The organism is Streptomyces sp. NPDC104307 (assembly GCF_055584045.1).
This window is the reverse complement of record NZ_JBVJMU010000028.1, coordinates 1-25,359: the sequence shown is the minus strand read 5'-3', so window position 1 is coordinate 25,359 and position 25,359 is coordinate 1. Positions and strand designations below refer to the sequence as shown.

Below are 25,359 nucleotides of genomic sequence, written 5' to 3'. Positions count from 1 at the left end.
ACGGTCGGGGCTTCGTCGTGAACTACAGCTGTAGTTGCACAACCCCCAGGCCATGCCCCATAGTGGGCGGCAGATCCGGCGTGCCCGGAAACAGACAGCCCGCCCGACGTGGCGGGCCTTCGCATTTCCTTCACGCGGCACACACCCCCATGACACGATCCCCCCACACAGCATCCCTGGGGGGAATCATGCGCATCCGTACCGCCACCGCACTCGCCGCCGGCCTCCTGCTCGCCCTCACCGGTTGCAGCAGCGACAGCACCCACTACACCGCCGACGACTGCGCCGCCGCCATCACCGCCACGTCGACCAAGACGGACCGGCCCGCCGAATGCGCCGACACCTCCGACGAGGACTACGAGCTGCTGATCACGGCGTACATCATCAAGCAGTCACGCACCGGGAGTTGACGGAGGTGGCGCCCGTGGCCGGCAACCCCCGCAACGGCAGCCGCTACCGCTCGCTCTGCGTCCGGCAACGCGCCCTCGGGCTCCCGTGCTGGCTCTGCGGCCACGACATCCGGTACGACATCCGCGGCCCCGACGCTGGCAAAGACCCCGATGCGTTCACCCTCGACCACCTCGTGCCGCTCAGCAAGGGCGGCTCGCTCCTGGACCCCGCGAACGCCCGATCAGCACACCGACGCTGCAACTCGGCTCGCGGCAACCGCACCTCGGTCAAGCAGCGGCGCGCCTCGCGAAGGTGGTGAGTCCGTGCTCTACGTGATCACGGGACCGCCAGGCGCCGGCAAGTCCAGCTACATTCGGGCACACGCCAAGGCCACCGACATCGTCATCGACCTCGACCTCATCGCGCTCGCCATGGCCGGACCCGGCGCGGACCACCACAACCACAGCCCCGAGCTGCTCCGCGTGGTCCACCGGGCCCGCAGCGCAGCCGTGTTCGAGGCCGAGCAGCTGGCCAACAGGGTCGACGTCTACCTCATCCACACGATGCCGCAGGCGAAGGCTCGCGCACGGTACAAGCGCCTCGGAGCACAGATCATCACCATTGATCCAGGCGAGGCCATCGTCAGGCAGCGCGTCAAGGACATGCGGCAACCAGCCATGGAAGCCGTCGTGACCAGGTGGTATCGCGACCGACGCAAGGGCGGATCACGCCCCGTCACCACCCAGGCATCACGCACCTGGTGACCGCCCCGGGGCACTCAACGGCTCGCTCATCCGAGCGCCGATGGGCCGTGCCGGGGGAGAGTGAGTCAAAAGTCGAGCGCAAGGGGCGGCGACCCAAACGCCCCTGTCGCCGTGATTTTTGCGCGGCCATTCTCAAAGCCGATCTTGACTCGAATCCCAACACTGACCCCAAGATCACCATCACCCTCCGTGATGTAACCCTGCGTGATGGGAGTGCGTGATCATGATCGAAGATGAGATTCGAGATGAGCTTGACAAACTCGGTGTGACCTCGGTGTCTCCGGGCATGTCGGCCGTCGCAATCAAGCTCGCTGCCGCTCTCGACGCCATCGATTCTGGTGACGCTCCGACAGCTCAAGCCGTCGTCGCGGACAAGTTGGCCACGGTCATGACCAAGCTCCGCGCCCTTGCACCACCGGCTGTGACGGGAGACGCTGTCGATGACCTCACTGATCGACGGGCCAAGCGCCGTGGCGCCTGAAGAAACCCCAGGTCAGTACGGTGTGCAGCGGCCGAGGGTGTTCACCGCTCCTCCTTACACGTCGTCAGCGGGGCAGGAAGCTGTTGAACTGGCCGCGCATGCCGGGCTGGTGCTTGACGACTGGCAGCAGCACGCGATGCACGTGGGCCTTGCCGAGCGGTCGGACGGCTCGTGGGCGGCGTTCGAGGTCGCAGTGAACGTCCCTCGCCAGAATGGCAAGGGCGGGATCATCGAGGCCCGGGAGCTGTGGGGCCTGTTCATCGGTGGCGAGCGCCTGATCCTGCACTCGGCGCACGAGTTCAAGACGTCGATCGAGGCGTTCCGGCGGATCGTTGCGTTGGTCACGAACTGTGACAGCCTGCGGAAGCGCGTCAAGGCGGTCCGTCGGACGACCGGCGAGGAAGCCATCGAGCTGCTCACCGGGCAGCGGCTGCGGTTCCTGGCCCGCTCCGGTGGCAGCGGTCGCGGGTTCACCGGCAACACGAACATCTTCGACGAGGACATGATCCTGGGCGATGACGCCATGGGCGCGCTGATGCCGACCATGGCCGCGGTGAAGGATCCGCAGGTCTGGTATTTCGGCAGCGCTGGGATCGGTTCGCCGTCGCAGCAGCTGGCCCGGTTGCGGCGCCGTGCGCTCCTGGCGCTGGAGCGGGGCGAGCCTGACCCGTCGTTGGCGTACATGGAGTGGTCGATTGACCCTCACCTGAAGGAGTGTCCGACCGGGTGCACCGATCACGACGACCCGCGGTCGCCACTGTCGGTGGCGAAAGCCAACCCGGCGCTGGGCTACCGGCTGACGTTGGAGCACACGGAGCGGGAGCGGCTGACCATGTCCGATGAGATCTTCGCCCGCGAGCGGCTCGGCGTCGGCGACTACCCGTCCGACGGCGAGGACACGTGGCGGGTCATCGACGAGGACGTGTGGCGGGCCCTGGCAGACGGCACTTCGTCGATGTCGGACCCGGTGGCGTTCGCCCTCGACACGACGCCGGAGCGCTCGCATACGGCGATCTGCGGGGCCGGGGCGAACGGCGACGCCCGGCATGTGGAGGTCATCGACCATCGACCCGGTACTGGGTGGGCGCCGGAGCGCCTGGCCGAGCTGGTCGTGAGGTGGAAGCCGTGCGCTGTCGTCATCGATGAGGGCGGCCCCGCTGGGTCCCTGGTCCCCGCTGTACGCAAGGCGTTGCGGGACGTCGGGCTGACCGAGGACGAGGTCGACGTCCTGCTGCTCATCCCGAAGACGCGGCAGGTCGCTGCGGCGGCGGGCCAGTTCTTCGACGGGGTGGCCGAGCAGACCATCGTGCACCTGGACCAGGCGCCACTGTCCACCGCCCTAGCGGGCGCGGACAAGCGCCCGATCGGTGATGGGTGGGGCTGGGCCCGGCGCGGCTTGTCGGTGGACATCAGCCCGTTGGTGGGCTGCACGCTCGCCGCGTGGGGCCACGCAGAGCGGGCGGATGCAGAGCCGGAAGGGGCGCCGAACCTGTGGTGATTCTGATGGTGGAGGTGCTGTTCCTGCTGGTCGCTCTCGTCGGTGTGGCGTTGTGGTCGGTGCCGGCCGCGCTGGTGCTGGGCGGAGTGCTGGGTGTGCTGGCGGTTGAGCGGGCGCAGGCCCAACGGAAGGGGACGGCATGAGCCTCTTCGGGCTGTTCGAGGGGCGGGCGTCGCTGGAGAATCCGGCGGTGCCGCTGACGGATCAGTCGCTGGCTGAGTGGATGGGCGGGCCCCAGACGGACTCTGGGGTGCCGGTGTCCGAGACGTCGGCTCTGCACATGCCCGCGGTGTGGCGGTCGGTGGCGGTCATCGCCGGGGTGTCGGCGGCGCTGCCGCTCCATACGTACAAGGCCGGTACGAAGGACCGGACGGACTCGCCTCTGCTTGACGATCCGCACCCGGAGTTGACTCCGCTGGAGCTGTGGCGTCTGGCGTACGTGCACCGGGTTCTGTGGGGGAATGCGTACCTGCAGAAGCTGCGCGCGCCGACCGGGGCGGTCAAGGAGCTGTGGCCGATCAGCCCGTCGCGTGTGCAGGTGGAGCGGGTGCGGCCGACGGCGGACAACCCGGCGGGCAAGGTCTTCTACATCACGGACGACTTCGACCAGTTCCACGCTCTGACCAGCCGTGATGTCCTGCACATTCCGGGGCTGGGGTACGACGGGCTGACGGGGTGCTCGCCGGTGCGTGCGGCGTCGCAGGGCATCGGCCTGGCGCAGGCGGCGGAGAAGGGTGCGGCCAAGCTGTTCGGGTCGGGCAACCTCGTGTCGGGTGTGCTGCAGACCGAGCAGCGGCTGACGGCCGAGCAGGCGAAGGCGCTCAAGTCCAACTGGCAGGCGAAGGTCGGCGGGATCGAGAACGCGCAGCAGGTTGCCGTGCTCGACTCCGGGGCATCGTTTCAGCCGGTAACGATGCCGCTGAAGGACTCCCAGTTCCTGGAGTCCCGCGAGTTTCAGATCACTGAGATTGCCCGCATGTTCGGGGTGCCCCTCTTCCTCCTGATGGAGTCCTCGAAGAGCACGTCGTGGGGTACGGGTCTGGAGCAGCAGGCGCAGGGCTGGGTGACGTTCGACCTCGGTCCGACGTGGTTGGGGCCGACGGAGCAGCGCATCACGAAGGAATTGCTGCCCAAGGGCGAGTACGCGCACTACGCGCTGCAGGGGCTGCTCCGCGGCGACTCGTCCAGCCGGGCGACGTTCTACCGGGCGATGCGCGACACCGGCGTCATGTCGGCAAACGACATCCGCTATCTCGAAGAGCTACCCCCGATCCCCGGGCCCGAAGGCGACACGTACCTGCAGCCGACGTACATGGCCCCGCTGGGGTCCAACCCACTGGCCAACGACGGTGGGGCAGTCCCCGCCCGCGCGGCCGCTCTGATGGCCGAGGCGCGGCGCCTGCTGGCCCAGCATGCTGATGAAGGAGGCGAGGATGCCCACGACACTGACCGGAGCTGAGACGCGGCGCCTGGCCCTGGCGGACGCCGGGGTGCAGGTCCGCGCCGACGACGGGACGGCCCGGTTCTCCGGGTATGCCTCCGTGTTCAACAGCAGGACCGCGATTGGGAACCCGCTGCGCTGGGGGTTCTACGAGGAGATCGCCCCCGGCGCGTTCACCAAAACCCTGTCCGAGGGCGACGCCCGGATGCTCATCGACCACGATTCGTACTACGTCGTCAGCCGCTCGTCGGCCGGCACGCTGGCCCTGTCCGAGGATGAGCGTGGTCTCGCGGTCGACTCGGCCCTCGACCCGGAGCTGTCGTACGTGCGGGACCTGACGGCGAATCTCCGCAACGGCAACGTGTCGGGGATGAGCTTCGGGTTCTACGTCATCAAGGACGAGTGGAATCAGGAGGACGTAGAGATCGAGGGCGCCGACCCGGTGCAGGTCGACGTTCGGGTCATCCGCGAGGTCCGCCTTATCGAGGTGTCCGCGGTGACGTTCCCTGCCTACCCCGACACCGAGGCCGAGGTGAAGGCCGTAGCCCGTGCCCTCGACCACCGCGGCGACCTCGCCGCCCTCGAAGCACGGGCGCACTTCCGGCCCGAGCTGCTTGACCTCGTACACATCGACCGCGAGCCGGGTGGGTCCACTCGCGAGACGGATCCTGCTGAGCCGGCCGTGTCCACTCAGCCGACAGGCATCCCGCTCGATGTGCGCATGAAGGCGCTGGCTGCCCGCTACGGGCTCCCGCGCTGACCCACTCATCCCCTGCAGCCCTGGCATCGGCCGGGGCTGTTTGGCGTGCCGTGAAAGGACACCAACGCCATGACCACTCTTCTTCAGCGCGCCATCGACAGGCGTGCGTCCACCTGGTCCCAGATGCAGGAGATCCAGGCCCGAGCCGAGGGCGAGAGCCGCGACCTGACCGCCGAGGAGCGGGCATCGTGGGACGCGGCCGAGACGGACCTGACCGCCGCGTCGCAGGACGTGGAGCGGTTCGAGCGGCAGGCCCGCCTCGACACCGTTCAGCGCGACGCTGTCGTCGTCGCCGGGGCCGAACGGCCGGCCGAGACCGCCGAGGACCGGCAGGCCTCGGCCGAGGTCGCGTACCGGGACGCGTTCAGCGCGTTCACCCGCCGCGGCATGAGCGGCCTGACCAACGAGCAGCGCCAGCTGCTCATGTCGAACCAGGCCGAGGTCCGCGCCGGTGCCACGTCGCCCGGCTCGGCCGGCGGGTACTTCATCCCGACGGACACGCTCGCGCGGATCACCGAGACGATGAAGGCGTACGGCGGTCTGCTCGGTGCGGCGAACGTCATCACCACGGCGTCCGGGAACCCGCTGAACTGGCCGACGAACGACGACACCGCGAACGTCGGCGCGATCCTCGCCGAGAACGCGCAGATCACCGAGCAGGACGTCACCCTGGGGCAGAAGACCCTCGGGGCATACACCTACACCTCCAAGCTGGTGCGCTTGTCCCTGCAGCTGCTGCAGGACAACGCGTTCAACATGGACTCGTGGCTGGTCCAGAAGCTGGGTGAGCGCATCGGCCGGGCCGTGGCCGCGCACCTCGCGACCGGCACCGGCAGCAGCCAACCCGAGGGCCTGTTCACCAACGCCACCGCTGGCAAGACCGGTGCGGCCGGGCAGGTCACCGCGGTCACGTACGACGACCTGATCGACCTGCAGCACAGCATCGATCCGGCGTACCGGGCGTCGGCTCAGTGGGCCATGTCCGACAGCGCGCTGAAGACCGTGCGGAAGCTGAAGGACGGCGACGGTCGCCCGCTGTGGGAGCCGTCGGTGCAGATCGGTGTTCCGTCGTCGCTGCTCGGAGCGGCGGTGCTCATCGACAACGGCATTCCGGTTCCGGCCGCGTCCGCCAAGTCGATCGGGTACGGCGACATCAATGCCGCCTACGTCGTCCGGCAGGTCGCGGGCGGCCAGATGATGCGGCTGGAGGAGCGATACGCGGACTACCTGCAGGTCGGATTCTTCGGGTTCATGCGCCTCGACGCGAAGCCCGACGACGCGTCCGCGTTCCGCGTGTACGCGCACCCGGCGACCTGATCCACCTGTGCGGCCCCCGGCTTCTGCTGGGGGCCGCCCTCATCGGAAAGGGGGCGCGGGATGCCGCGCATCCGAGTTCTGCAGTCGATCGCCGGAGCCGACTTCTCGTGGGCGCCCGGTGACGTGATCGAGGTCGACGGGGCGGCGGCGTCCGCGTGGGCCGACGGAGAACGGGCCGAACTCGTCACCGAGAAGGCCGCACCGGAGAAGGCGACGCCGCGGTCGCGCGGCGGCGGGCGCGGTTCCCGGGCCGAGACCCGCAGCACGTGAGGAGTTGGCCGTGGCGCTGCTGACCCTGACCGAGGCGAAAGCCCAGCTCGACATCGAGACCACGGCCGACGACACCGAGCTGCAGGCGTACATCGATTCGCTGACCGCGGTCATCGAGGGGTACATCGGGCCGGTGGAGGACCGGGAGGTGGCCGAGACCGTTGACGGCCGCGGCACCCTGCTTGCCCTCCTGCACCCGCCCATCGTGTCCATGACGTCGATGACACCGGTCCTCGACGGCGGGCAGCCCGTGGATGTGACCCGTCTGCACATCGACGGCCCGTCCGGAACGGTGCGGCGCCTCGATGGCGGATCATTCTCCGGCGGCCCGTGGACCGTCGTCTACACGGCCGGCCGCGGCACCGTCGCGCCCACCATCAACCTCGCCGCCCGCATCCTGCTGCAACACCTGTGGCGGACGCAGAACGGGGGGGCCCGCGGCGGAGCCCGAGCCGATGACTTCGACGTCACAGAGCCCGTGGTCGGCTTCGGGTACGCGGTACCGAACCGCGTGCTTCAACTCCTGGAGTCGTTCAAGCAACCGCCTGGGATCGCGTGATGGGCACCTCTGCGGTACCCGCCGCGGTCGACGCCCTGCTCGCGATCCTGCGCGCCGCCCCCGCCCTGGCCGACGTGCGGATCGTGGACGGGCCCCCGCCGTCCACGAACCTCACCGAGCGGCACCGCATCTACGTCGGCTGGTCCCCCGGGTCCGAGCAGGCCGTCGACATCGAGCAGGACTTTGCGTATGCCGGCGCCCGACGCCGCGACGAGGAGGCCTCGGTGTCCTGCTACGCAGAATCGCGGGCGGGCGACACGGACATGTCTCTCCGCCGGGCCCGGGTGTTCGCGCTGCTGGCGGCCGTGGAGGACGCGCTCCGTGCGACCGATGCGGCCCCAGACGCGCCGACCTTGAACGGGACGGTGCTGTGGTCGCAACTGTCCGCTGGCGCTCTGGTGCAGGAGCAGAACCCTGACGGGTCGCTGGCCGGCCTCGCCTTCACGGTGCGCCTGCGCGCCCGCATCTGATCACCCCATCTCACCCGAGGAGTACGCCATGGCGCGAGTGCGCTACATCGGCGCCGAGCCGGTCACCGTGCCGGAGCTCGGCAGGACCGTCCAGCCGGACGAGCTGGTCGAAGTACCCGACAACCGGTTCGACGGCTACGTGTGCCAGCCCGGTACGTGGGAGGCGGCCGAGGAGCCGAAGACGGCTGCGGCCGGCCCGAAGAAGTCCACCCCTGCGGCGAAGCCCGCGACCACCTCGAAGGAGGGCTGACCCATGGCGATCGGCTCGGGCCTGGGCGCCCAGATGGGGATCGCGGCAGAGTCGTCCTACGGGACGTTCGCCACGCCCACCAAGTTCATCGAGTTCACGAAGGAATCCCTTCAGCTCAAGAAGACCACCGCTCAGTCCGCCGGGATCGCGGCTGGCCGTCTGGTCGCTCGCTCCGATCGGCGTGTGCTGACGCAGCGGCAGGGGTCCGGCAGCCTGGACATGGAGGTCACCAACCGGGCGATGGGCGTTCTGCTCCAGAGCCTCATGGGCACCACGGTGACACCGGAGCAGCAGGCGGAGACGGAGGCGTATCTCCAGACGCACATCCTCGCGGACACCGCCGGGAAGTCCCTCACTGTCCAGAAGGGCGTGCCGCTCACGACCGGCGTCGTGACGGACAAGACGTTCCTCGGGTGCAAGGTTGTCAGCGCAGAGTTCTCGTGCGAGGTCGGCGGCATGCTGATGGCGACGTTTGAGCTCGACGCGAAGGACTGCGTCGAGAACCAGACGCTGGCCGTCGCCACGTACCCGGCCATGAGCCCCTTCCACTTCATGCAGATGTCGGTGAAGACCGGCACCTACAGCAGCGAAACCGCGCTCGACGGCATCCGCAAGGTGTCCCTCAAGATCGAGCGCCCCCAGGCCACCGAGCGGTTCTACGCCGGGGCAGCAGGCCTGAAGGCGGAGCCCATCAGCAACGACCAGGTGAAGATCACCGGGTCGCTGGAGGGCGACTATGTCAGCACCGCCCTGGACGACCTGCACACCTCGGACGCAGCGACCAGCTTCGTTTGGGATTTCACCGGGCCGGTCATCGAGGGCTCGAACAACGAGCGCATCACGTTCAAGGTTCCGGCGATCCGCTTGGACGAGGCGCCGCCCACCGTTGAGGGGTTCGACGTCATCAAGCCCACGTTCAACTTCACCGGGTTGGACGACGGGGCGAACCCGATCGCGATCGAGTACATGTCCACCGACGCCACCCTCTGACGATGGCTGTCGGCTCGGTCAGGATTCTCGGGACCGGCCAGCTCCTGGAGCTCCAACGGAAGCTTCGGGCGGCCGGTCACGAGAACATCAGGTCGTCGATGCAGCGGCGTATCCGGCGCGCAGCTGAGCCCCTGCGCAACGACTTGCAGGACACCATGCGCGGCCTGTCGATTCAGTCGGCCGGCCGCGGCTCTGGGAAGCGCGGTGGGACGTCGCCGACGACTCGGCCGCTCAGGGAGACGATCGCTTCAGCGATCCGGATCAGCGTCCGTACCTCGGGCACGCCGGGGGCCCGTGTGTGGGTCGACAAGGGCCTGTTGCCGCGCGACCTGAAGAACATGCCGCAGACCATCAACGTAGGCCGGATCCGGCATCCGGTGTACGGGAACCGGCGTCGGTGGGCGACGCAGACCACCACCCCGTTGTGGTGGGACAAGACCGTGCAGCGGCACAAGTCCCGTATGGAATCCGAGGTGGCGCGCGTCGTGGATGACGTGCGGCGCCGACTCGAATAGGAGCAACCGTGATCATCGTCTTCACCCCTGCTGGTGGCGCGCCAGAGCGGTACGACGCCCGCACGCTGCTGTCGTCGGAGGCGAGCATCGTCGCCCGGACCATCGACCTGAAGTGGCCGCAGGTCAAAGAGGGGTTGGCGGACGAGGACCTGGAGGCAATGCGCGCTGTCGTCTGGGTCCTGAAGAAGCGGCATGCGCCGACGTTGCGGTTCGGGGACTTCGATCCCGGTGTCGACGAGATGGTCACCCGCCACGACAAGACCGAGCTGGAGAGCTGGGTCGACAACGCTTTCGAGGTGCTGGCCGCCGAACCGGAGATGACTCCCGAGCGGATCGCGCACGCGCTGCGGAAGGCGCCCGAGGCATCCGTCGATCCCGAGCACGCCCGCGCGTACATCGCGAAGGTCACCGCCGAGGCCGAGGGAAAAGGCCGCGCCCCGGCCGAGGAAGCAGCGGAGGCCGTAGCCGAGCTGACGACATCTTCGACCGCGACGTCTGCGATCTCCGAGCCGAGTACATCGGACTCTTCGCCCACCTCCTGAACATGCCACCCGACGTCGTCGACCGGCAGCTGGTCGAGGACTTCTACGGGCTCACCGTGTGGATCGACGCCCACCAGCAGGCACAGCAATCCGGAGGTGAGTGACCGTGGCCAGTCGGATGAACTTCATCCTCGACGGGCGGGACCTGCTGTCACGGGTCCTGGACCGGGCCGGGGACAACGCTGACCGGCTCGGACGGCGCCTGCTGGCCGCGTCCATCAACGGCGACGCCGCAGTGCGTCGGATGGCCAACAACACGACGACGTCGATGGCGTCGATGCAGCGGGACACCGACATCGGCGCGAAGGCGGCCGAAGCGCTGACCGGCTCGCTGCTGTCCCTGGCCCCGGCCGCGATCCCGGCTGCTGCGTCGCTGGCGCCGATCGCGGCCGGGGCTGGTGCGGTTGCGGTTGCCACGCTGGCGTTTACGGGCGCCCTGATCCCGCAGATCTCTGCGCTGTCGGAGGCGTCGGAGGCTGAGAAGAAGTACGACGACGCGGTCAAGAAGTCCGGCAAGACCTCTGCGGAGGCGGTGACCGCGCAGCGGGAGCACCAGCAGGCGATGGCGGCTCTGCCGCCGGAGACGCGCAAGGCCGCGGTGGCGCTGGGGCTGTTGAAGGACTCGGCGAAGGCCTGGTCCGACAGCCTGTCAGGCGACACGATGCCGGTGTTCACCAAGGGCCTGGCCATTGCGAATACCCTGCTGCCGAAGACGACCGGGCTGGTCAAGGGCGCCAGCGCCGAGCTGGACCGGATGATGACGGTCGTCGGCGGCGGCATGGAGTCGCCGGGCCTGGACCGCCTGAACCAGAAGTTCACCGGCTTTGCGAACACCACCTTGCGCAAGGTCAACGACGAGCTGATTCACCTGATGCGTGTTGCTGATGGTGGGCAGATCGGCGGCGGGCTGTCGGAGTTCATGGACTACGCCCGTGCGCAGGGGCCGGTCGTCGCGGACACCCTCGGCAACGTGGGCGAGGCGCTCGGCAACATCGTCATGGGCGCGTCCGAGGTTGGCGTGTCGATGCTCGACGTCGTCAACGGGCTCAGCGGCATCGTGGCTGCTGTGCCGCCCGATGCGATCAGTACGCTCTTGCAGCTGTACGCCGCGCTCAAGCTCGCGAAGGCCGCGGCCGTCGGGATGGGCGCGGCCCGGACTGCGGTGGCCGCATTCGGTACACAGCTCGTGGCAATGCAGACGGCTGCTGCTGCGGCTCCTGGCCGTCTGACCGCCGTGACCGCGGCGATCGGGGCCATGTCGCGGGGGGCGAAAATCGCCCTGGCCGGGGCCGGTATTGGCCTCCTCATCATCGGTCTGACTGAGCTACAGAAGATGGGCAAGGCGGCGCCGCCGGACATCGACAAGCTGACGTCCAGCATGGGGCAATTCGCGGACAGCGGGAAGGCGGCGGGCGAGGCAGCCCGGGTCTTCGGCAAGGACCTGAGCGGCCTCATGGCCAGCCTCAACCTGATGTCGACGAAGGACCCGGATACATTCTTCAAGCGGTTCCGCGACAACCCCGTCTCGCTGAAGGATGCGAAGAAGGAAGTCGAGGCGCTCGACGAGAGTCTCGCCGGGCTCGTGACGGGCGGCAAGGCCGACTTGGCGGCGGCGGCCCTGGCCCGGATCAAGAAGCAGATGGGCGAGGCGGGGTACGCCACGTCCGGACTACAGACGAAGCTCACGGAGTACAAGGAAGCTCTGGCGGACAAGGCGTTCGAGGAGCAGCTTGCCGCTCAGTCGCTGGGGCTGTTCGGTGCGCAGTCGCAGCAGGTGCAGCAGAAGCTCGACGCTCAGAAGGCCAGCGCGGACGGGCTGCGGCAGTCGATCCAGGCCCTCAACGATGTGAACAGGGCCGGGCTCGGCGGGATGATCGGGTTCGAGGCGGCCATCGACGCCGCAGCGAAGGCGGCCCGGGACAACGCCGGATCGCTCGACATGAGCAACGGAAAGCTCAACCTCAACTCGGAGAATGCGAGAAACGCAGCCACCGCGCTCAACGACTTGGCCAGCAAGACCGACGAGGCGACCGCGTCCGCGCGGGAGTCAGGTGCGTCTTGGAACACGGTCAACGGGATCTACTCTCGGGGCCGGGAGAAGCTGCTCGCGTCGGCGCAGGCAATGGGGCTGACGAAGTCCGAGGCGCAGAAGCTCGCAGCCCAGATCCTGAAGACCCCAGACAAGACCGCCAAGCTCAAGGGGAACCTGGAGGATCTCCAGGCGAAGCTGGCGGACGCGAAGAAGCGCCTGGCCGCTGCGCCGTCGTCGAAGACGGCGAAGATCCGGGGCGAGATCTCCGACCTGCGGGCGAAGATCTCGCAGGCCAAGTACGCCCTGGACTCGGTCCACTCCAAGACCGTCAGCGTCATGGTGCAGTACCGCAGCAACAAGAACCCGTCGTCGTTCGCCGCGAGCATCGGCGGGTACGCCTCGGGCGGCAAGCCGCGCCCGGGTGAGCTCGCCTGGGTTGGTGAGCAGGGCCCCGAGCTGATGCGGTTCGGCGGCGGTGGGACGGAGGTCTACTCCCACAACGACAGCATGGCGATGGTGTCGGATGCGGCATCGGCCGGCCGGGATGCTGGGCTGGGGCTGCGATCGGGCATGTTCATGTCGACCGGTGCGGTGCAGGCTGGTGGCTCGGCGATGGGTGCCGCGATCCTGACCGGTATCCGGGATGAGCTGGAGATCCGGTCTCCGTCGAAGAAGACGAAGGCGCTTGCGGCCGACGCGGGCAAGGGCCTGATCATCGGGCTGACCGGGTCCAAGGGCAAGATCTCCGCCGTCTCGAAGGACTTGGTCCGGGATATCTGGGCTGCGTGGAGGGGCTCGCGCACGACGAAGGACTCTCGGCTGGTCGCGATGGTCACCCGCGACACGAAGCGTCTGCAAGTCCTGGCCAAGAAGCGGGACGACATTGCCGCGACGATCGCGACGGCGAAGAAGTACGCGAGCACCGTCACCGCGTCGGCGCGTCAGGAGTCGACGCTGGGGCAGCTCGGCATCGAGGACGGCAAGGTCACGGCGGGCAGCATCCAGGGCGGGCTGACGGACAAGCTCGCGCAGATCAAGACCTTCACGTCCTACATCGGCACCCTCGCCAAGCGGGGCCTGTCGAAGACCCTCATCCGGCAGATTCTCGACATGGGCCCGGAGCAGGGGTACGCGTACGCGTCGGCTCTGGCTGGTGCGTCGTCGTCCACGCTGAAGTCCATCAACTCCACGCAGACCGCTCTCAACTCGGCCACGACGTCGTTGGGTCTTGCAGGGGCTGACGCCATGTACGACTCGGGGACACAGGCAGGGAAGGGGTTCCTGAGAGGGCTGACGTCACAGCAGGACGCGATCGAGAAGCAGATGACGACGATCGCGAAGGGCATGCAGAAGGCCATCAAGAAGGCGTTGGGCATCAACAGCCCGAGCCGGGTCATGGCGGTTCCCGGCCGACACAGCACGGAAGGGCTGGCCGTTGGTCTGGTCGAGGGTCTGCCCGCGGTCGACCGTGCGCTCGGCGTGGTGACCGGCCGGATTGCGTCCGCGAGCCCGGTGCTCGGCAGGCCCGCTGTTGTGGGCGGCGGGGCCGGTGCGGGGATCACCATCAACATCGATGCGCGCGGGGCGATGGACCCTGTCGCGGTCGGCCGGGAGGTGGAGAAGATCATGGTCCGGTTCGGTCGGTCGCAGGGTCTGGCAGTGGCGGTGAGCCGCTGATGCCGATCCTCGTAGAGATGGGGTGGGGCGGCCAGATCCAGACACCGGACGAGATCCTGTGGACGGACATCACGCCCCGGGTCGACATGATGCAGGGGGTGCGGATTGACCGGGGCGCCTCCGACGAGCTGTCGGAGACGCAACCGGGCAGCTGCACCATGACCCTGGACAACGCGGACGGGGCACTGACCCCCGGCAATCCGGACTCGCCGTTCTACCCGCACGTGCGGCGCAACGCCCCGGTCAGGGTCAGTCAGGCCGTGATGCCGGTCCGTGGCGGGGCGGCGCCGTACCCGCTGGCCATGCTCGGTGACGCCTTCGACGATGGGACGGTGGACGCCGCCCTGTGGCCCGCCTCCTACGGGGGCGTGACCGAGGTCGGCGGGCGGGCCCGCATCCCGCTGGTGCCAGGTTCGTCCGCGAGCTACCAGTCCGCCCGGACATGGGTGCTCGCCGGGAGCCACATTGCGGTCAAGGTCGCGAAGCTCCCGGCTGCGGGCGGGTCTTCGGCGGCCGCAGCCCGGTTCATGGTCAACGCCCCGACGAGCGGGACCCGCGTCGGGTTCACGTACAACGCGATCACCGGGACCCTGCGGTGCGTGTCCGAGACGGCGTTCTCCGACGGGGCCGGGGTCACCCTCACTTACAACAGCATCGATCACCTGTGGCTGCGGCTCCGCGAGTTCTCCGGGGTGCTCGTGTGGGAGACATCGCCGGACGGGTGGGACTGGACGGTGCGGCGCACGCTGGCCACCCCGGCGTGGGTGACGACCGGGCAGGTTGTGGTTGACCTGCCCGCCAGCCGGACGGGTGGGGCCGCGGACTACGTGGAGTGGGACCTGCTCGGTGCCCGGGTCCGGCCGCGCTTCTACGGCATGGTGAATGAGTGGCCGGTCCAGTGGGAGGGGCTCTTGTCGTCCGTCTCCATCTCCGCGACGGATCTGTTCAAGCGCCTCAACCGGCAGCCGGAGTTGCGGTCGATGCTGGGCATGGAGGTGCTGACCTGCGACACCGTGACCGGGAGATTCAGCTTTCCCGCCGCGTACTTCCCGCTGTCCGAGCCAGTCAACTCGTCGGCCGCCGGATCGGTCGTCGGGTCCGGGATCGGCGCCCTGGCCTCAACCCAGGTCGGGTCAGGCGGAAGCGTGGTGTTCGGCGGGGATGGTGTCCCCGAAACCGACGAAGCCGCGCCCACGTTCACGCCCGCGTCAGCGACGGCCGGTCGGTACCTGGTCGGGGATCTCGGCCCGCAGATGGCAGCGGACGCAACGACGTGGGCGATCAACATTCAGGTGTGGATCAAGACATCGACGCCGGGCCGGGCGATCCTCGGCCTGCGCGACCCGCTGCTGGTCTCGCAGCTGGTGCTCTCCCTGAATGGCAGCGGTGTCCTGACCGTGGAGTCCACGCAGGACGGCTCCGCGCTGGTCGTCGGCACCAGCAGCAGCGGCAACCTTGCCGATGGAGCCTGGCATCACATCGTGTACGACGGGTCTGGGAAGCGCGTCTACGTCGACGGCGCGCTGGTCAGTGGTGTGCTGCTTGCGACGTCGTCACCGGACCTGCGGACCATCAACGTAGGCGGCTACCGCGCTGGCCGCCTGTTCTCCGGGCAGATCGCGCACCTGTCCCTCCACCTTGCGAACGGACCGGTCGGCTCGGTCTACGCCGTGACGTCTGACGCCCGGACCGGTTTCAGCGGGGAGTCGTCGGACTGGCGGGTCGAGCGCCTGGCCCGGTACGCGGGCCTGGACTCGGTGACCGTCCTCGGGTCCACGTTCGACCCCGTCGCGTCGCAGGGCCCGGCCGGGTCAGGGGTTGTGGCCCGGCTGCGGGAAGTTGAGACCACGGAGAGCGGCAAGCTCTACGCCGAGCGGGACTACTACGGGTTGGCGTATCAGTCCCGTGACCTGCGGTACAACCCGAGCTCCTCGGCCGAGGTCTTCGCGATCTCGTACGCAGATGTCGAGCCCGGCATCCAACTCGCTGACGACGATCAGAAGCTGTGCAATCGGGTCGAGGCGTCCCGCCCGAACGGGGCGACGCAGATCGTCACCGACGCGGTGTCCGTCGACGAGTTCGGCGTGTACGAGCAGCAGATCACCGTGCTGAAAACCTCGGATGCCTCGGTCACGGATGCCGCGTCGTGGCTGGTGTCCCGGTACGCCGACCCCGCCCCCGAGCTGCGCGAGGTACCGATTGAGGCAGCCACCATGGGCGGCGCCTTCCTGAACATCCTCGACGCCGACATCTCCAGCTACTTCACGGTGTACGACCTGCCCGCCCAGGCTTCGGCGTCGGAGATGCGCGTCACCGTCGAGGGCTACACCGAGACGATCAAAGAGCAGTCGCATCTGATCACCTTCCGTACGAGCGCCAGCGCCCGTGACTCGGTCTGGATTCTCGACGACCCGGACTACTCGCAGCTCAACCAGACAACCCGCCTCGCCTACTGACGGAGAACCCATGGCTGCAACCGCCCTGCCCGCTGACGCGATCGTGCAGGCCGAGACGTACTACCTGCCACCGGCCCCGCGCCGGGGACAGCCCGCACAGGACTGGTCGCAGGTCCCTGGTGCCGAACTGCTCTACCGGTGGGTGGAGAGCCGGTTCGGGTGGCGGGTGTCGCTGCCCACCGAGTTCATCCCCGACGACCCTGGCCTGTACGCGCGGATCGACGACGGCCGGTGGGTCGCCGAGTGCGGGTGCGGCGCCGCCTGGGTCGTGTCGGTCATCGACGCCAGGTTCGGGTGCGCGCAGTGTCGGCGCGACTGGGTACCGCTGATCGTGCCCGACGACATCGCCGCCGCTGAGGCCGAGGCCCTGGCCCTGGAGCATCGGTTCTGGTTTCACCCCGATGATCCCCGCAACCCGTCGCCGCCCATCGAGGAGCCCGAGCCTCCGGCCGAGCCCGACCCGGAGGAGCAGCCGTGACATTCGGACCGAAGACCTGGGTGGTCGGGGAGACCGTGACGGCCGCCCTGCTCAACGAGCAGATCCGCGACCAGTTCAACAGCATGTTCGGGGGGTGGACGCCGTACACCCCGGTGTGGACGGCGACCGGCACCAACCCGTCCATCGGCAACGGAACCCTGGGCGGCCAGTACATGAAGGTCGGCCGCATGTGCACGGTCGTGATTCTGCTGTCGTACGGCAGCACCACGACCTACGGCACGGGCAGCTGGCGGCTGTCCCTGCCGTTCCAGGCCGCGTCCATTCCGTCCGGCACCCCTGGCGTCCTCAACTGGGTGTACAACACGACCGCCGCCAGCAACTTCATGATGGGCGCCGAGCCGCTGAGTAACTCGTCGACGGGCAACGAGAACATCTGGATGCCGAACCAGTCTCTCGTTGGTGACTGGAACGCGGTGACCGAGTCATCGCCGGTCACCCCTGCGGCCGGGTACTCGCTGCGGGGCTACGGCACCTACCAGACCGCCAGCTGACTGCCCTTTCCCCTCACCCGCCCCGTGCCGACCGGCCCGGGGCTTCGTCATGTCTGGAGAACCCATGGCCGAGCAACAGCCGTCCGTCGGACGGATCGTTCACTACCGCAGCTACGGCACCCCCGGAGATGAGTACGGGTCAGAGTGCCGGGCCGCCATCGTCACAGCCGTGGACGATCAGGACCCTAGGTTCGTCCACCTGGCCGTGCTCAACCCGACCGGCGTGTTCTTCAACGAGTGCCAGCAGGACGAGGACGTTCACCGGGGCGGCACCTGGCACTGGCCGGAGCGTGTCTGATGGCCGGAACCGCAGCCGACGTTGCCCGTATCGCGAAGGCCGAGGTCGGCTACCGCGAGGGCTTCGCGAACGGGCACTGGAACAACAAGCAGAAGTACTCCGGTGCCGTCCCGGGCCTGGAGTGGTCGGACTATCAGGCGTGGTGCTGCACCTTCACCTCCTGGGCGTTTCAGCAGGCTGGGATCGCGAAGGGCTCGTATCCGGTGACGGCGTCGTGCGCGATGGCGACGACGTGGTGGAAGCAGGCCGGGCGCTGGAGCGAGTACCCGGCGATCGGGGCGCAGGTGATGTTCGGGCCCGGCGGCGGGTCGCACACCGGGATCGTCATCGGCTACGACGCGACGACGATCACCACCATCGAGGGCAACACCAACACCAGCGGCTCGGCCGAGGGCGACGGGGTGTACCGCAAGGTGCGGCAGCGCCGTGACGCCTACGTGTACGGCTACGGCTACCCCTCGTACCCCGGCGGCATCAAGTCCGCCGACCCCGACTGGAAGAACCCGACCACCATCGAGGAGGACCCCATGGCGGGCATGACCAAGCAGGACGTGTTCGACGCGGTGTGGAAGACGGACGCCATCGCGGCACCGACGGACGCCGCCGACATCAAGACCAACAAGAACTGGCAGCCGCAGAGCATCCTTCGCGATCTCCAGGGGCGCATCCGCTCGATGGACAAGCGCCTCGCCGCACAGACCGCAGCCATCACCGCGCTGGCGAAGCTGGCCGGCGGCGGCGCGGACACCAAGGCGATCGTCGCCGCGGTGGAGAAGGCCATCGAAAACGCCGTCATCGAGGTCAACATCAACACCAACCCGGAGGCGTGATCATGGCTGCACCGATCGAGTCCAAGGTGACGGCCGCAACCGTCATGACGTTCGTCGTCGGCCTGGCCGCCGCTGTTCTCAACGCCGTGCAGGCGGACAGTTCGCTGCTCGGCCCGCTGCCCGCGTGGCTGCAAGCCCCGCTCCTCTCCCTCGTTCCGGCGGGGCTGGCGTTCCTTGCCGGGTGGAAGGCGAAGCACACGCCGCGCGATGTCGCTGACCCGCTCGCCAAGGGCGTCTGAGCTGCCCACCGAGCACCACGGGAGTACGTATGGACGCTGCCATGGTCGGGGCGCTGGCCGCTGTGCTGGCCTCGCTATTCGCCGCGGCAGCGGCCGCCTACGGGTCCCGGGGCGCCACGAGAGCGGCCCGGGAGGGCGGAGCGTTGACCGGATACAACAGTCTGACCGACCAGTTGCAGGAGGAGCGGACCGAGCTGCGCTCCGACGTCGCGACCCTGCGCGCGGAACTGGCGGCTGAGAAGGCAGAGTCCGCGCGGCTGCGGCTGCTCGTGACGCAGCTCGGGGGGTCGCCGTGACGCGGACGGAGCGCATTCTGTACCGGCGCCGCCGCGGCCTCTGGGTCACGGCGGCGCTGCTGTTCCTGGGCGGGGGGCTGGCCGTGGCGTTCCTGTTGATCGGCCGTGCCGAGTCGCGCGGGGATCAGCTGGCGGCGGAGGCGGACCGGCGGGGTACTGCGGTCACCACCCTGGCGACGGATGTGCGGACCTTGCGCGCGCAGGTCCAGGCGCGCGGCGGGACCCCGGCGGCACCCGACCCGGAGCAGGCGGTCGAGGATCTGCCGGCGCGGGCCGAGGTGCCGGTGCCGATCCCGGGGCCGCCGGGACCACGCGGCGAGAAGGGCGCCCGCGGCACCCGAGGCGCGACCGGTGCGGCGGGTACTCCGTCACCGGGCCCGTCCGGTGCTGCCGGTGCGGCCGGGCGCGCGGGCACGGACTCCACCATCCCAGGCCCCGCTGGTCCGGCCGGTCCGGCTGGCGAGCAGGGACCGGCCGGGGCTCCCGGGCCTGCGGGGAAGGACGGCGCCGCCGGGAAGGACGGGCATGACGGCGCGTCCGGCCAGACCTGCCCCAGCGGGTACAGTCTCCAGCCGCCGCCCGGCGACCCGGATGCGCTGGTGTGCCGGCGCGACGGGGCACCTGCCGTACCGGAACCGACGACGTCTCCGGCTGCGTATGCGCTGCTCGACCGGCGCCGCCACTGAACAACGCCCCCTGCCCCGGCTTCGGCCGGTGGCGGGGGGCGCTTCGTCGTGTCCAGGGTGCGCGAAGGCCCCATCGCCGCAGGGGTGATGGGGCCTTCGAAGGTACCGACCAAGCGCATGGCGGGTACCGTTCCAGATGTCGAGTCAGGAACGGAGACCAGTATGCACGCTCTACCCCATGACCACACCGGCGCACGCATCAAGCGGCTGCGCCTCGAACGCCACCTCACCCAACGAGCCCTGTGCGACCTGTCGCAGGTCGCGTACAGCACCCTCACGAAGACCGAGCAGGGCATCCTCCCCGCGTCACCGCACCTCATCGCAGCGGTGGCCCGCGCAATGCGGGTCGATGTCGCCACAGTGACCGGCCAGCCGTACGCCACCGAGCTGCGCGCGGATGAGCTGGACATACTGATCCAGCCGATCCGCGAAGCCCTCGACGTCTACGACCTCGGCTCCGATCCGGACATCACACCCCGCCCGCAGCAGCTTCTCCTCGACGACGCCGAGACGCTGCTCGTCGCGGTCCGCGCCGCCGAGATCAAGCAGACCGCCACCCAACTGCCGGGGCTCATCGTCGAGGCGACAACCGCCGCGCACCTGGCCGCCACCTCGGAGGGGTGGCTGCTCCTCGCGTCGTACTACCGGACCGCGTACGACGTCGCGTCGAAACTGGGGTACCCCGACCTGGCGACGATCGCCCTGTCGCGTATGGAGTGGGCGGCTGAACGCGGGTCGAGCGCGGTCGTCGGCGGCATGTACCGGTACATGCGCGCCCTCACGTACCTCCGGGCCGGGCAGTACCGCACTGGCGACCGGCTGATCCGCATGGGCCTGGGGATCCTGGAGCAGGCCGACCCGGGCCGGGAGCGGGACGTGCTCACCGGGCAGCTCCACCTCGGAGCTGCGGTCATGGCGGGACGCGCACGGAACGGGGACGCGGCCGACGGGCACCTCGACGAGGCCGAGCGCATCGCCCGCACGACCGGGGATGCCTCGGATGTCCACTGGCTGTCCTTCGGCCCGACGAACGTTTCCGTGCACCGGGTGTCGGTGCTGGCCGAGCTGGACGAGTACGGGCAGGCCGCGCAGGTCGGTGCCACGATCACCGTGCCGCAGGCGTGGCCGGCGTCGCGGAAGAGCCATCACTACGCCGAGCTTGCGCGGGCGCAGATGTGGGACGGGAGTCTGGACGACGCGTTCGCCAACCTGCTGCGGGCGCGGAAGGCGGCGCCGCAGCAGGCCCGGTACCACCAGACCGTCCGGGAGACGTACGCCGGGCTGGAGGCGGCGAAGCGGCAACTACCCGACAGCTTCCTGTCGTACGGCTCCTGGCTGGGCGCCTGACACACGGTCACCCTCTGGCCCCGGCTATCACCATTTCGTGATAGTCGGGGCCTTGCCGTACCCGCACCATGGCATCACCAGCCAGTGACGGCGTGATGACCAGGGGCGATCCCATGATGACGATCAAGGTGTACGAGGTGAACCGGGCGGGGATCACCCGCGTCTTACGGCCGGAGGCCGAGGTCGTCCCGGTCACGGTCGTGGATCCCACGGCCGCATTCCCGGACTGTGAGTGCCCACGCCACCGCCCGGCCGGCACCGACGCCGCGTACCGCGTCTTCCTTGGGCACACCGCTCAGTGCGCCACCTGCCGCGCCGGAGCACCTTGCTCCACGGCCGCACGCCTCGGCCGGGCCTGGCGGGAGGTCCGCCGATGACCCGGTCGGTGATGCGGTTCGTGGAGTGGACGATCGGCGCTCCCCGCGGCGAGGCGCCGAAGCCGGTCATCCTGATCCGCTGCCTCGCCCCCGGGTGCACCGAGGAGTCCGAGCCGAGCGCCTCGCACATCGACCCGGACCTGTGGGCACTGAAGCACGCCGGCCGGACCCATCACACCGAGTACGAAGAGGTGGCGCGCTGCCGCCTCGTCGCCACACCGAAGGAGGCCCGGTGATCTGCGACCGCTGCAACCAGCTGATGCGCCCGGACGAGGCCAAGCCGATCGACATCCACGCGGCCACCGGCCCCGGGACCACGATCTACGTCCACAGGGTGTTGTGTACCCGGTCGCGGGCACATCCGGTGTCGTACCCGGAGCGCCGGGCCCGCCGCTGATCTTCCGCGGGCGGGTGTCATCCACTGCACCCGCCAGGCGGACTCCGTCCGCGTGATCATCCACGCGGACGGGACAGGAGCCCCGGCCATTACGTGGCTTGGCCGGGGCTCCCCATACTCCCGCCCGAACCCGAGGCCGTCGGCGGCCGGGGTGCGGGCGGGCCCGAGCCCCGGCCTCGCGTGGCCGGGGCTCACTCCCGTACGAGGTCGGCGAGGTGGATGTCTAGGGCCCGCGCGATCCGTAGCAGGTCGCTGAGGCGGGGGTTGTTGGTTGCGCGCTCGATGCGCTGAACCGTCTCGCGAGAGATGCCCGCGTCCTCGGCCAGCGCCTCCTGGCTGAGGTTGCACCACAGCCGTCTCTCTCGCACGCGGTCGCCGATGCGGCGACGCTCATCGAGCAGCCACGGCGGATGATCATGGTGGGGCACTCGACAAACGGTGCGACCTGCATACCCTGGTGTCAGTGGCTAACTAGACGCTTTTTTGGATCTTGTACGGCGCGGCTGATCCCGGACATTCGCGCAGAGGGGAGGGGCTGGTGCTACGGCAGGTCCCGATCCCGGCTGGTCGCCCACCACACCATCACCTGGTACAGCGTCCGCATCCCCAGTGCGGCCCGCAGCGCAGACAGCTCTCCGGTCACCGTGCGCTCGCTGACCTCCAGCCGGCGCGCGGACTGGGTCTTGGTGTACCCCGCCTCCAACTCCATGAGGATCTGTCGCTGCCGCCCGGTCGTCATGGTGGTCACCTCGGAGGCGACCACCGTCCAGCGGGCGGCCCGATCCCACAGCGCGTCGAACACGCTCGTGGCCCAGGCCACGCACCCGCGATCGGTGACATGCCAGCCCGCGTCGGTGTCGGCGCCCGCGATGATGTGGTTCTCCACGAACAGGTGCCGACGGTCCACGATCATCATGCGCGGAAATCCACCGGACAGCGTGCGGACCTGGGCCCCGCCGTCGATGATCTGCCGCACGTACGTCGCGGTCTGAGTGTGACTCACGGCGGCGCTGGTGTAGAGGCTGCGGACGTCGGCCCCGGCGTCCAGCGTTTCGATCACGCGCTGCGCTCCGAGGGCCACGACGCGCGGGTCCCGGTCTGCTGGCGCTCCGGGCTGGGCGGTGAGTACGGATGTCGAGGCGGTGCTGGACACGTCGCCTATGCGCCCGTTCATTGCGGCCCGGGTCGGCAGGTATTCGCTGGCCGGTCCGCCGTACATCCGGTGCGGGTCGTAGTCGGCGGCGAGAGCTTCGAGGGTGGGGATCTCGTGTATGCGGGTGACGAGGTCGCGGAGCTCTGTGAGGGCGGTTCCCATGAGTCCGTGGGCTACGGCGCGCGGGTCGTGTGCGATCCACGCTCCATCGTGGTGGCGCCGCTCGACCAGGCCGAGGGAGGTCAGTCGGTCGGTGGAAGGACCGGGATCCGGGTGGTCGCCCGCGGCTATCGCCCGGTATGCGGAGACCTCTGCCGCGCTCAATGTTTTGCCCAACATCCTTACACCCTCCGCGAGTTGTAATGCCTCTTCACGCACTTGCCCATTCTGGCATGTCGGGTCCCTTGGTTCACTCCTCAATCACATGTAACGATGTCCTCACAGCACGTGACTCGCTCACATGTTCGAGTCATATCTGCGTGAAGGAGCATCATGAGGATTCGCCTCACCGCCGCTGGCATCGCCCTTGCAGCAGCACTCTTCATCCCCGCCATCCCCGCCTCAGCCGACGACCCCAGCACCCCCACACTCACCCCCACACCCACCGCCCCCGACGACCTCGGATGGGGCCGCACCGCACCCTCCACGCCTGCGCCCACACCCACAGCGCAGGTTGCCGGAGACCTCGGCTGGGGCTGAACACCAGCTGCACAACAGCACACCAACGGGGAAATGAGCTGAACATGTGCGTCCACGTACACCTCGCCACCGGGCTCCCGGCCGGCGTACTCACCTGGGTCATCCTGCAGCCGGCGCACACGCTGGTGTACGCGGACGCCACCCTCGCCCGCAGCGGTCGCCTGACCGCTGCGGGCAGGGCTGCTGTGGATGAGGCGCTCGCCGCCGTCTGCGGTCAGACGCTCGCCGCCGCCGCTACACCCTGCCAGCTCCGCCTCGCGAGCTGAGGCCCGGCATGGCATACGCCGAGAAGGTCTACAAGGTCCGGAACGGGAAGACCACGAAGATGTTCACGTGGCGAGCGCGGTTCAAGGCGCCAGACGGCTCCTGGCCGAGCGAGCCCGGCTTTCCCACCAAGCGGCTGGCCGAGGAGTACGGCGAGCAGCAAGAGGCCGCCGTCCGGGCCGGACGGTGGACAGACCCGGCCCTGGCGCAGACCGCGTTCGGCGCGTGGGCGCGTGAGTGGATGGCGGCCAAGTCGCCGCGCGGCCGCACAGTCACAACGCGGTGGGCCCGCCTGGAGGCGCACGTCCTGCCGAAGTGGGAGCACACCCCGATTCGCGGGATCACCTGGTTCGACGCCGAGCAGTGGGCGAACGGCCTGACCTGCGACGACGTCACGGCAACGCACTGCCTGACGCTGATGTCGCAGATCCTCACGGGCGCAGTCGACAAGGGAATGATCCCCGCGAACCCGCTCTTCGGCCGCCGTCGCTCCCGCACCGCCGCCGCGAAGGAAGACCAGGCCGCGCGCGAAGAGGACAAGCTGTGGGCCTCGGCCGATGTGGTGCTCCGCATCGCGCGCCGGGCCGGGCCGCTCGACGGACTGCACATCCTCACGACCGCCTTCACCGGCGTCCGCTGGGGTGAGAGCCTGGCACTCCGCCCCTCATCGCTCGGCAAGCGCAGCGAGGGCGACTTCGCCTGTCCCACCCTGTTCGTCGTGGAAGAGGTCGCCGAGTACGCGAAGCGCGGCCCGGCGGGGGAGCGGCTGGGCATGGTGCTGGACCTGGAGCCGGTCAAGACGAAGGAGTCGAAGCGTCGCATCGACCTGCCGCCCTTCCTCGCCAAGCTGCTGACAGAGCACGCTGCCGGCAGGAAGGGCGAGTTCCTGTTCGCACCACGTGGGGGCGGGCACTGGCGCCGCGGGAACTTCGGCCGGCAGGTGATGCGCCCCTGCGCGGACGGGCGGAAGGCCGTGACGAAGGTGCGCGGGCGAGCGGAGCAGCCCGCTGTCGAACCCATCATGAAGGGGCTGACGATGCGGGCGCTGCGACACACGCACGATACGTACCAGGAGCAGATCGGCGTGAAGCCTGCCCTCGCCTTCGAGCAGGCCGGGCATCGGCGGCCGGGCATCAAAGCCGTGTACCAGCACCCGACTCCGGACATGCGGCGCGATAGACTGGACGGGTTGCAGGAGATCTACGAGGGCGCGATGTCGGCGCTGGGGTGGACGAGAGTGTGGGAGTAGACCCCGTCCCCCAAATATCTCCTAAATGATCTCCAATCTGCGGTGCGTTGCAGGTCAGAGAGATATTAGATCCGTTCTTACAAAGCAGATGTCGGCAGTTCGAAACTGCCCGCGCCCACCAG

Annotated in this window: 34 protein-coding genes; 31 read left to right on the top strand and 3 right to left on the bottom strand. The window is 69.0% G+C overall.

The window, feature by feature from the left end; all coding sequences use genetic code 11:
* The first annotated feature begins 188 nt into the window (after positions 1-188).
* The 26 genes from ACZ601_RS38135 (at position 189) to ACZ601_RS38010 (ending at position 21,098) form a co-directional block, all read left to right on the top strand.
* Entirely contained in the window at positions 189-410 is a 222-nt protein-coding gene (locus ACZ601_RS38135; RefSeq protein ID WP_469546599.1) for a hypothetical protein, read from the top strand.
* Between the two features lie 14 nt (positions 411-424).
* Complete coding sequence (locus ACZ601_RS38130; protein WP_469546596.1) at positions 425-709, top strand: HNH endonuclease; 285 nt, start codon at positions 425-427, stop codon at positions 707-709.
* 4 nt (positions 710-713) lie between these two features.
* A complete protein-coding gene (locus tag ACZ601_RS38125; protein WP_469546594.1) occupies positions 714-1,154 on the top strand; it encodes an AAA family ATPase in 441 nt (146 codons plus the stop codon).
* 223 nt (positions 1,155-1,377) lie between these two features.
* Positions 1,378-1,635: a hypothetical protein gene (locus tag ACZ601_RS38120; RefSeq protein ID WP_469546592.1), complete on the top strand. Its 258-nt coding sequence runs from the start codon at positions 1,378-1,380 to the stop codon at positions 1,633-1,635.
* The gene (locus tag ACZ601_RS38115) at positions 1,595-3,133 is read left to right on the top strand and encodes a terminase (RefSeq protein WP_469546589.1); all 1,539 of its coding nucleotides are present in this window, start codon (positions 1,595-1,597) and stop codon (positions 3,131-3,133) included. The genes ACZ601_RS38120 and ACZ601_RS38115 overlap by 41 nt, the downstream gene beginning before the upstream one ends.
* Positions 3,127-3,276 (top strand): hypothetical protein, encoded by a 150-nt coding sequence (locus tag ACZ601_RS38110; protein ID WP_469546586.1) that lies wholly within the window; start codon positions 3,127-3,129, stop codon positions 3,274-3,276. The genes ACZ601_RS38115 and ACZ601_RS38110 overlap by 7 nt, the downstream gene beginning before the upstream one ends.
* A complete protein-coding gene (locus ACZ601_RS38105) occupies positions 3,273-4,592 on the top strand; it encodes a phage portal protein (protein WP_469546584.1) in 1,320 nt (439 codons plus the stop codon). Before ACZ601_RS38110 ends, ACZ601_RS38105 begins: the two co-directional genes overlap by 4 nt.
* A complete protein-coding gene (locus ACZ601_RS38100) occupies positions 4,567-5,334 on the top strand; it encodes an HK97 family phage prohead protease (RefSeq protein ID WP_469546581.1) in 768 nt (255 codons plus the stop codon). The genes ACZ601_RS38105 and ACZ601_RS38100 overlap by 26 nt, the downstream gene beginning before the upstream one ends.
* A gap of 69 nt (positions 5,335-5,403) precedes the next feature.
* Positions 5,404-6,651, top strand: a complete 1,248-nt coding sequence (locus tag ACZ601_RS38095; protein ID WP_469546578.1) for a phage major capsid protein — start codon at positions 5,404-5,406, stop codon at positions 6,649-6,651.
* 60 nt (positions 6,652-6,711) lie between these two features.
* Positions 6,712-6,921 carry a hypothetical protein gene (locus ACZ601_RS38090; protein WP_469546575.1) on the top strand — a complete coding sequence of 70 codons (210 nt, stop codon included), beginning with the start codon at positions 6,712-6,714 and terminating at the stop codon, positions 6,919-6,921.
* 10 nt (positions 6,922-6,931) lie between these two features.
* Complete coding sequence (locus tag ACZ601_RS38085) at positions 6,932-7,480, top strand: head-tail connector protein (protein ID WP_469546573.1); 549 nt, start codon at positions 6,932-6,934, stop codon at positions 7,478-7,480.
* The gene (locus ACZ601_RS38080) at positions 7,480-7,950 is read left to right on the top strand and encodes a hypothetical protein (protein WP_469546570.1); all 471 of its coding nucleotides are present in this window, start codon (positions 7,480-7,482) and stop codon (positions 7,948-7,950) included. Before ACZ601_RS38085 ends, ACZ601_RS38080 begins: the two co-directional genes overlap by 1 nt.
* 28 nt (positions 7,951-7,978) lie before the next feature.
* Positions 7,979-8,200 (top strand): hypothetical protein, encoded by a 222-nt coding sequence (locus ACZ601_RS38075; RefSeq protein WP_469546567.1) that lies wholly within the window; start codon positions 7,979-7,981, stop codon positions 8,198-8,200.
* Between the two features lie 3 nt (positions 8,201-8,203).
* Positions 8,204-9,190, top strand: coding sequence for a phage tail tube protein (locus ACZ601_RS38070; RefSeq protein WP_469546565.1), 987 nt, complete (start codon positions 8,204-8,206; stop codon positions 9,188-9,190).
* Between the two features lie 2 nt (positions 9,191-9,192).
* Positions 9,193-9,705, top strand: coding sequence for a hypothetical protein (locus ACZ601_RS38065; RefSeq protein ID WP_469546562.1), 513 nt, complete (start codon positions 9,193-9,195; stop codon positions 9,703-9,705).
* An 8-nt stretch (positions 9,706-9,713) separates the two neighbouring features.
* The gene (locus ACZ601_RS38060; protein WP_469546560.1) at positions 9,714-10,247 is read left to right on the top strand and encodes a hypothetical protein; all 534 of its coding nucleotides are present in this window, start codon (positions 9,714-9,716) and stop codon (positions 10,245-10,247) included.
* Between the two features lie 106 nt (positions 10,248-10,353).
* On the top strand, positions 10,354-13,956 hold the full coding sequence (locus ACZ601_RS38055) for a hypothetical protein (protein WP_469546558.1): 3,603 nt from the start codon (positions 10,354-10,356) through the stop codon (positions 13,954-13,956).
* Positions 13,956-16,412, top strand: a complete 2,457-nt coding sequence (locus tag ACZ601_RS38050; RefSeq protein ID WP_469546557.1) for a LamG-like jellyroll fold domain-containing protein — start codon at positions 13,956-13,958, stop codon at positions 16,410-16,412. Before ACZ601_RS38055 ends, ACZ601_RS38050 begins: the two co-directional genes overlap by 1 nt.
* Positions 16,413-16,422: 10 nt before the next feature.
* Positions 16,423-16,890, top strand: a complete 468-nt coding sequence (locus tag ACZ601_RS38045) for a hypothetical protein (RefSeq protein WP_469546554.1) — start codon at positions 16,423-16,425, stop codon at positions 16,888-16,890.
* The gene (locus ACZ601_RS38040) at positions 16,887-17,402 is read left to right on the top strand and encodes a hypothetical protein (RefSeq protein WP_469546551.1); all 516 of its coding nucleotides are present in this window, start codon (positions 16,887-16,889) and stop codon (positions 17,400-17,402) included. Before ACZ601_RS38045 ends, ACZ601_RS38040 begins: the two co-directional genes overlap by 4 nt.
* 64 nt (positions 17,403-17,466) lie before the next feature.
* Complete coding sequence (locus tag ACZ601_RS38035; RefSeq protein WP_469546549.1) at positions 17,467-17,700, top strand: hypothetical protein; 234 nt, start codon at positions 17,467-17,469, stop codon at positions 17,698-17,700.
* Entirely contained in the window at positions 17,700-18,530 is an 831-nt protein-coding gene (locus ACZ601_RS38030) for a CHAP domain-containing protein (RefSeq protein ID WP_469546547.1), read from the top strand. Before ACZ601_RS38035 ends, ACZ601_RS38030 begins: the two co-directional genes overlap by 1 nt.
* A gap of 2 nt (positions 18,531-18,532) precedes the next feature.
* On the top strand, positions 18,533-18,769 hold the full coding sequence (locus tag ACZ601_RS38025; protein ID WP_123526186.1) for a holin: 237 nt from the start codon (positions 18,533-18,535) through the stop codon (positions 18,767-18,769).
* A gap of 29 nt (positions 18,770-18,798) precedes the next feature.
* Positions 18,799-19,065, top strand: coding sequence for a hypothetical protein (locus tag ACZ601_RS38020; protein WP_469546543.1), 267 nt, complete (start codon positions 18,799-18,801; stop codon positions 19,063-19,065).
* Positions 19,062-19,751, top strand: coding sequence for a collagen-like domain-containing protein (locus ACZ601_RS38015; RefSeq protein ID WP_469546541.1), 690 nt, complete (start codon positions 19,062-19,064; stop codon positions 19,749-19,751). The genes ACZ601_RS38020 and ACZ601_RS38015 overlap by 4 nt, the downstream gene beginning before the upstream one ends.
* 162 nt (positions 19,752-19,913) lie before the next feature.
* Positions 19,914-21,098 carry a helix-turn-helix domain-containing protein gene (locus ACZ601_RS38010; RefSeq protein WP_469546539.1) on the top strand — a complete coding sequence of 395 codons (1,185 nt, stop codon included), beginning with the start codon at positions 19,914-19,916 and terminating at the stop codon, positions 21,096-21,098.
* 7 nt (positions 21,099-21,105) lie between these two features.
* Here the strand turns inward: ACZ601_RS38010 and ACZ601_RS38005 are convergent, their stop codons facing one another.
* On the bottom strand, positions 21,106-21,309 hold the full coding sequence (locus ACZ601_RS38005) for a hypothetical protein (protein ID WP_469546537.1): 204 nt from the start codon (positions 21,307-21,309) through the stop codon (positions 21,106-21,108).
* 162 nt (positions 21,310-21,471) lie between these two features.
* On the opposite strand from ACZ601_RS38005, the gene ACZ601_RS38000 reads away from it, so the two are divergent.
* Entirely contained in the window at positions 21,472-21,711 is a 240-nt protein-coding gene (locus ACZ601_RS38000; protein ID WP_469546535.1) for a DUF7848 domain-containing protein, read from the top strand.
* A complete protein-coding gene (locus ACZ601_RS37995) occupies positions 21,708-21,872 on the top strand; it encodes a hypothetical protein (RefSeq protein WP_469546533.1) in 165 nt (54 codons plus the stop codon). Before ACZ601_RS38000 ends, ACZ601_RS37995 begins: the two co-directional genes overlap by 4 nt.
* Before the next feature lie 191 nt (positions 21,873-22,063).
* On the opposite strand, the gene ACZ601_RS37990 is transcribed toward ACZ601_RS37995, so the two are convergent.
* Together ACZ601_RS37990 and ACZ601_RS37985 are read right to left on the bottom strand one after the other, a co-directional pair.
* A complete protein-coding gene (locus ACZ601_RS37990; protein ID WP_469546531.1) occupies positions 22,064-22,300 on the bottom strand; it encodes a helix-turn-helix transcriptional regulator in 237 nt (78 codons plus the stop codon).
* Between the two features lie 113 nt (positions 22,301-22,413).
* The gene (locus ACZ601_RS37985) at positions 22,414-23,364 is read right to left on the bottom strand and encodes a hypothetical protein (RefSeq protein WP_469546529.1); all 951 of its coding nucleotides are present in this window, start codon (positions 23,362-23,364) and stop codon (positions 22,414-22,416) included.
* A gap of 153 nt (positions 23,365-23,517) precedes the next feature.
* Here ACZ601_RS37985 and ACZ601_RS37980 point away from each other — a divergent pair, with 153 nt between their 5' ends.
* The 3 genes from ACZ601_RS37980 to ACZ601_RS37970 are packed head-to-tail and all read left to right on the top strand — an operon-like array spanning position 23,518 to position 25,237.
* Positions 23,518-23,724 (top strand): hypothetical protein, encoded by a 207-nt coding sequence (locus ACZ601_RS37980; RefSeq protein WP_469546527.1) that lies wholly within the window; start codon positions 23,518-23,520, stop codon positions 23,722-23,724.
* 44 nt (positions 23,725-23,768) lie between these two features.
* Complete coding sequence (locus tag ACZ601_RS37975) at positions 23,769-23,990, top strand: hypothetical protein (protein ID WP_469546524.1); 222 nt, start codon at positions 23,769-23,771, stop codon at positions 23,988-23,990.
* An 8-nt stretch (positions 23,991-23,998) separates the two neighbouring features.
* Positions 23,999-25,237 (top strand): hypothetical protein, encoded by a 1,239-nt coding sequence (locus ACZ601_RS37970; protein ID WP_469546522.1) that lies wholly within the window; start codon positions 23,999-24,001, stop codon positions 25,235-25,237.
* Positions 25,238-25,359: the final 122 nt, after the last annotated feature.

Excerpts from the sequence above, each read along its gene's own strand:
- ACZ601_RS38135 (WP_469546599.1), top strand. The coding sequence starts at position 189 with ATGCGCATCCGTACCGCCACCGCACTCGCCGCCGGCCTCCTGCTCGCC.
- ACZ601_RS38120 (WP_469546592.1), top strand. The coding sequence starts at position 1,378 with ATGATCGAAGATGAGATTCGAGATGAGCTTGACAAACTCGGTGTGACC.
- ACZ601_RS38115 (WP_469546589.1), top strand. The coding sequence starts at position 1,595 with ATGACCTCACTGATCGACGGGCCAAGCGCCGTGGCGCCTGAAGAAACC.
- ACZ601_RS38105 (WP_469546584.1), top strand. The coding sequence starts at position 3,273 with ATGAGCCTCTTCGGGCTGTTCGAGGGGCGGGCGTCGCTGGAGAATCCG.
- ACZ601_RS38100 (WP_469546581.1), top strand. The coding sequence starts at position 4,567 with ATGCCCACGACACTGACCGGAGCTGAGACGCGGCGCCTGGCCCTGGCG.
- ACZ601_RS38095 (WP_469546578.1), top strand. The coding sequence starts at position 5,404 with ATGACCACTCTTCTTCAGCGCGCCATCGACAGGCGTGCGTCCACCTGG.
- ACZ601_RS38090 (WP_469546575.1), top strand. The coding sequence starts at position 6,712 with ATGCCGCGCATCCGAGTTCTGCAGTCGATCGCCGGAGCCGACTTCTCG.
- ACZ601_RS38080 (WP_469546570.1), top strand. The coding sequence starts at position 7,480 with ATGGGCACCTCTGCGGTACCCGCCGCGGTCGACGCCCTGCTCGCGATC.
- ACZ601_RS38075 (WP_469546567.1), top strand. The coding sequence starts at position 7,979 with ATGGCGCGAGTGCGCTACATCGGCGCCGAGCCGGTCACCGTGCCGGAG.
- ACZ601_RS38070 (WP_469546565.1), top strand. The coding sequence starts at position 8,204 with ATGGCGATCGGCTCGGGCCTGGGCGCCCAGATGGGGATCGCGGCAGAG.
- ACZ601_RS38065 (WP_469546562.1), top strand. The coding sequence starts at position 9,193 with ATGGCTGTCGGCTCGGTCAGGATTCTCGGGACCGGCCAGCTCCTGGAG.
- ACZ601_RS38050 (WP_469546557.1), top strand. The coding sequence starts at position 13,956 with ATGCCGATCCTCGTAGAGATGGGGTGGGGCGGCCAGATCCAGACACCG.
- ACZ601_RS38045 (WP_469546554.1), top strand. The coding sequence starts at position 16,423 with ATGGCTGCAACCGCCCTGCCCGCTGACGCGATCGTGCAGGCCGAGACG.
- ACZ601_RS38035 (WP_469546549.1), top strand. The coding sequence starts at position 17,467 with ATGGCCGAGCAACAGCCGTCCGTCGGACGGATCGTTCACTACCGCAGC.
- ACZ601_RS38030 (WP_469546547.1), top strand. The coding sequence starts at position 17,700 with ATGGCCGGAACCGCAGCCGACGTTGCCCGTATCGCGAAGGCCGAGGTC.
- ACZ601_RS38025 (WP_123526186.1), top strand. The coding sequence starts at position 18,533 with ATGGCTGCACCGATCGAGTCCAAGGTGACGGCCGCAACCGTCATGACG.
- ACZ601_RS38020 (WP_469546543.1), top strand. The coding sequence starts at position 18,799 with ATGGACGCTGCCATGGTCGGGGCGCTGGCCGCTGTGCTGGCCTCGCTA.
- ACZ601_RS38010 (WP_469546539.1), top strand. The coding sequence starts at position 19,914 with ATGCACGCTCTACCCCATGACCACACCGGCGCACGCATCAAGCGGCTG.
- ACZ601_RS38000 (WP_469546535.1), top strand. The coding sequence starts at position 21,472 with ATGACCCGGTCGGTGATGCGGTTCGTGGAGTGGACGATCGGCGCTCCC.
- ACZ601_RS37985 (WP_469546529.1), bottom strand. The coding sequence starts at position 23,364 with ATGTTGGGCAAAACATTGAGCGCGGCAGAGGTCTCCGCATACCGGGCG.
- ACZ601_RS37980 (WP_469546527.1), top strand. The coding sequence starts at position 23,518 with ATGAGGATTCGCCTCACCGCCGCTGGCATCGCCCTTGCAGCAGCACTC.
- ACZ601_RS37975 (WP_469546524.1), top strand. The coding sequence starts at position 23,769 with ATGTGCGTCCACGTACACCTCGCCACCGGGCTCCCGGCCGGCGTACTC.
- ACZ601_RS37970 (WP_469546522.1), top strand. The coding sequence starts at position 23,999 with ATGGCATACGCCGAGAAGGTCTACAAGGTCCGGAACGGGAAGACCACG.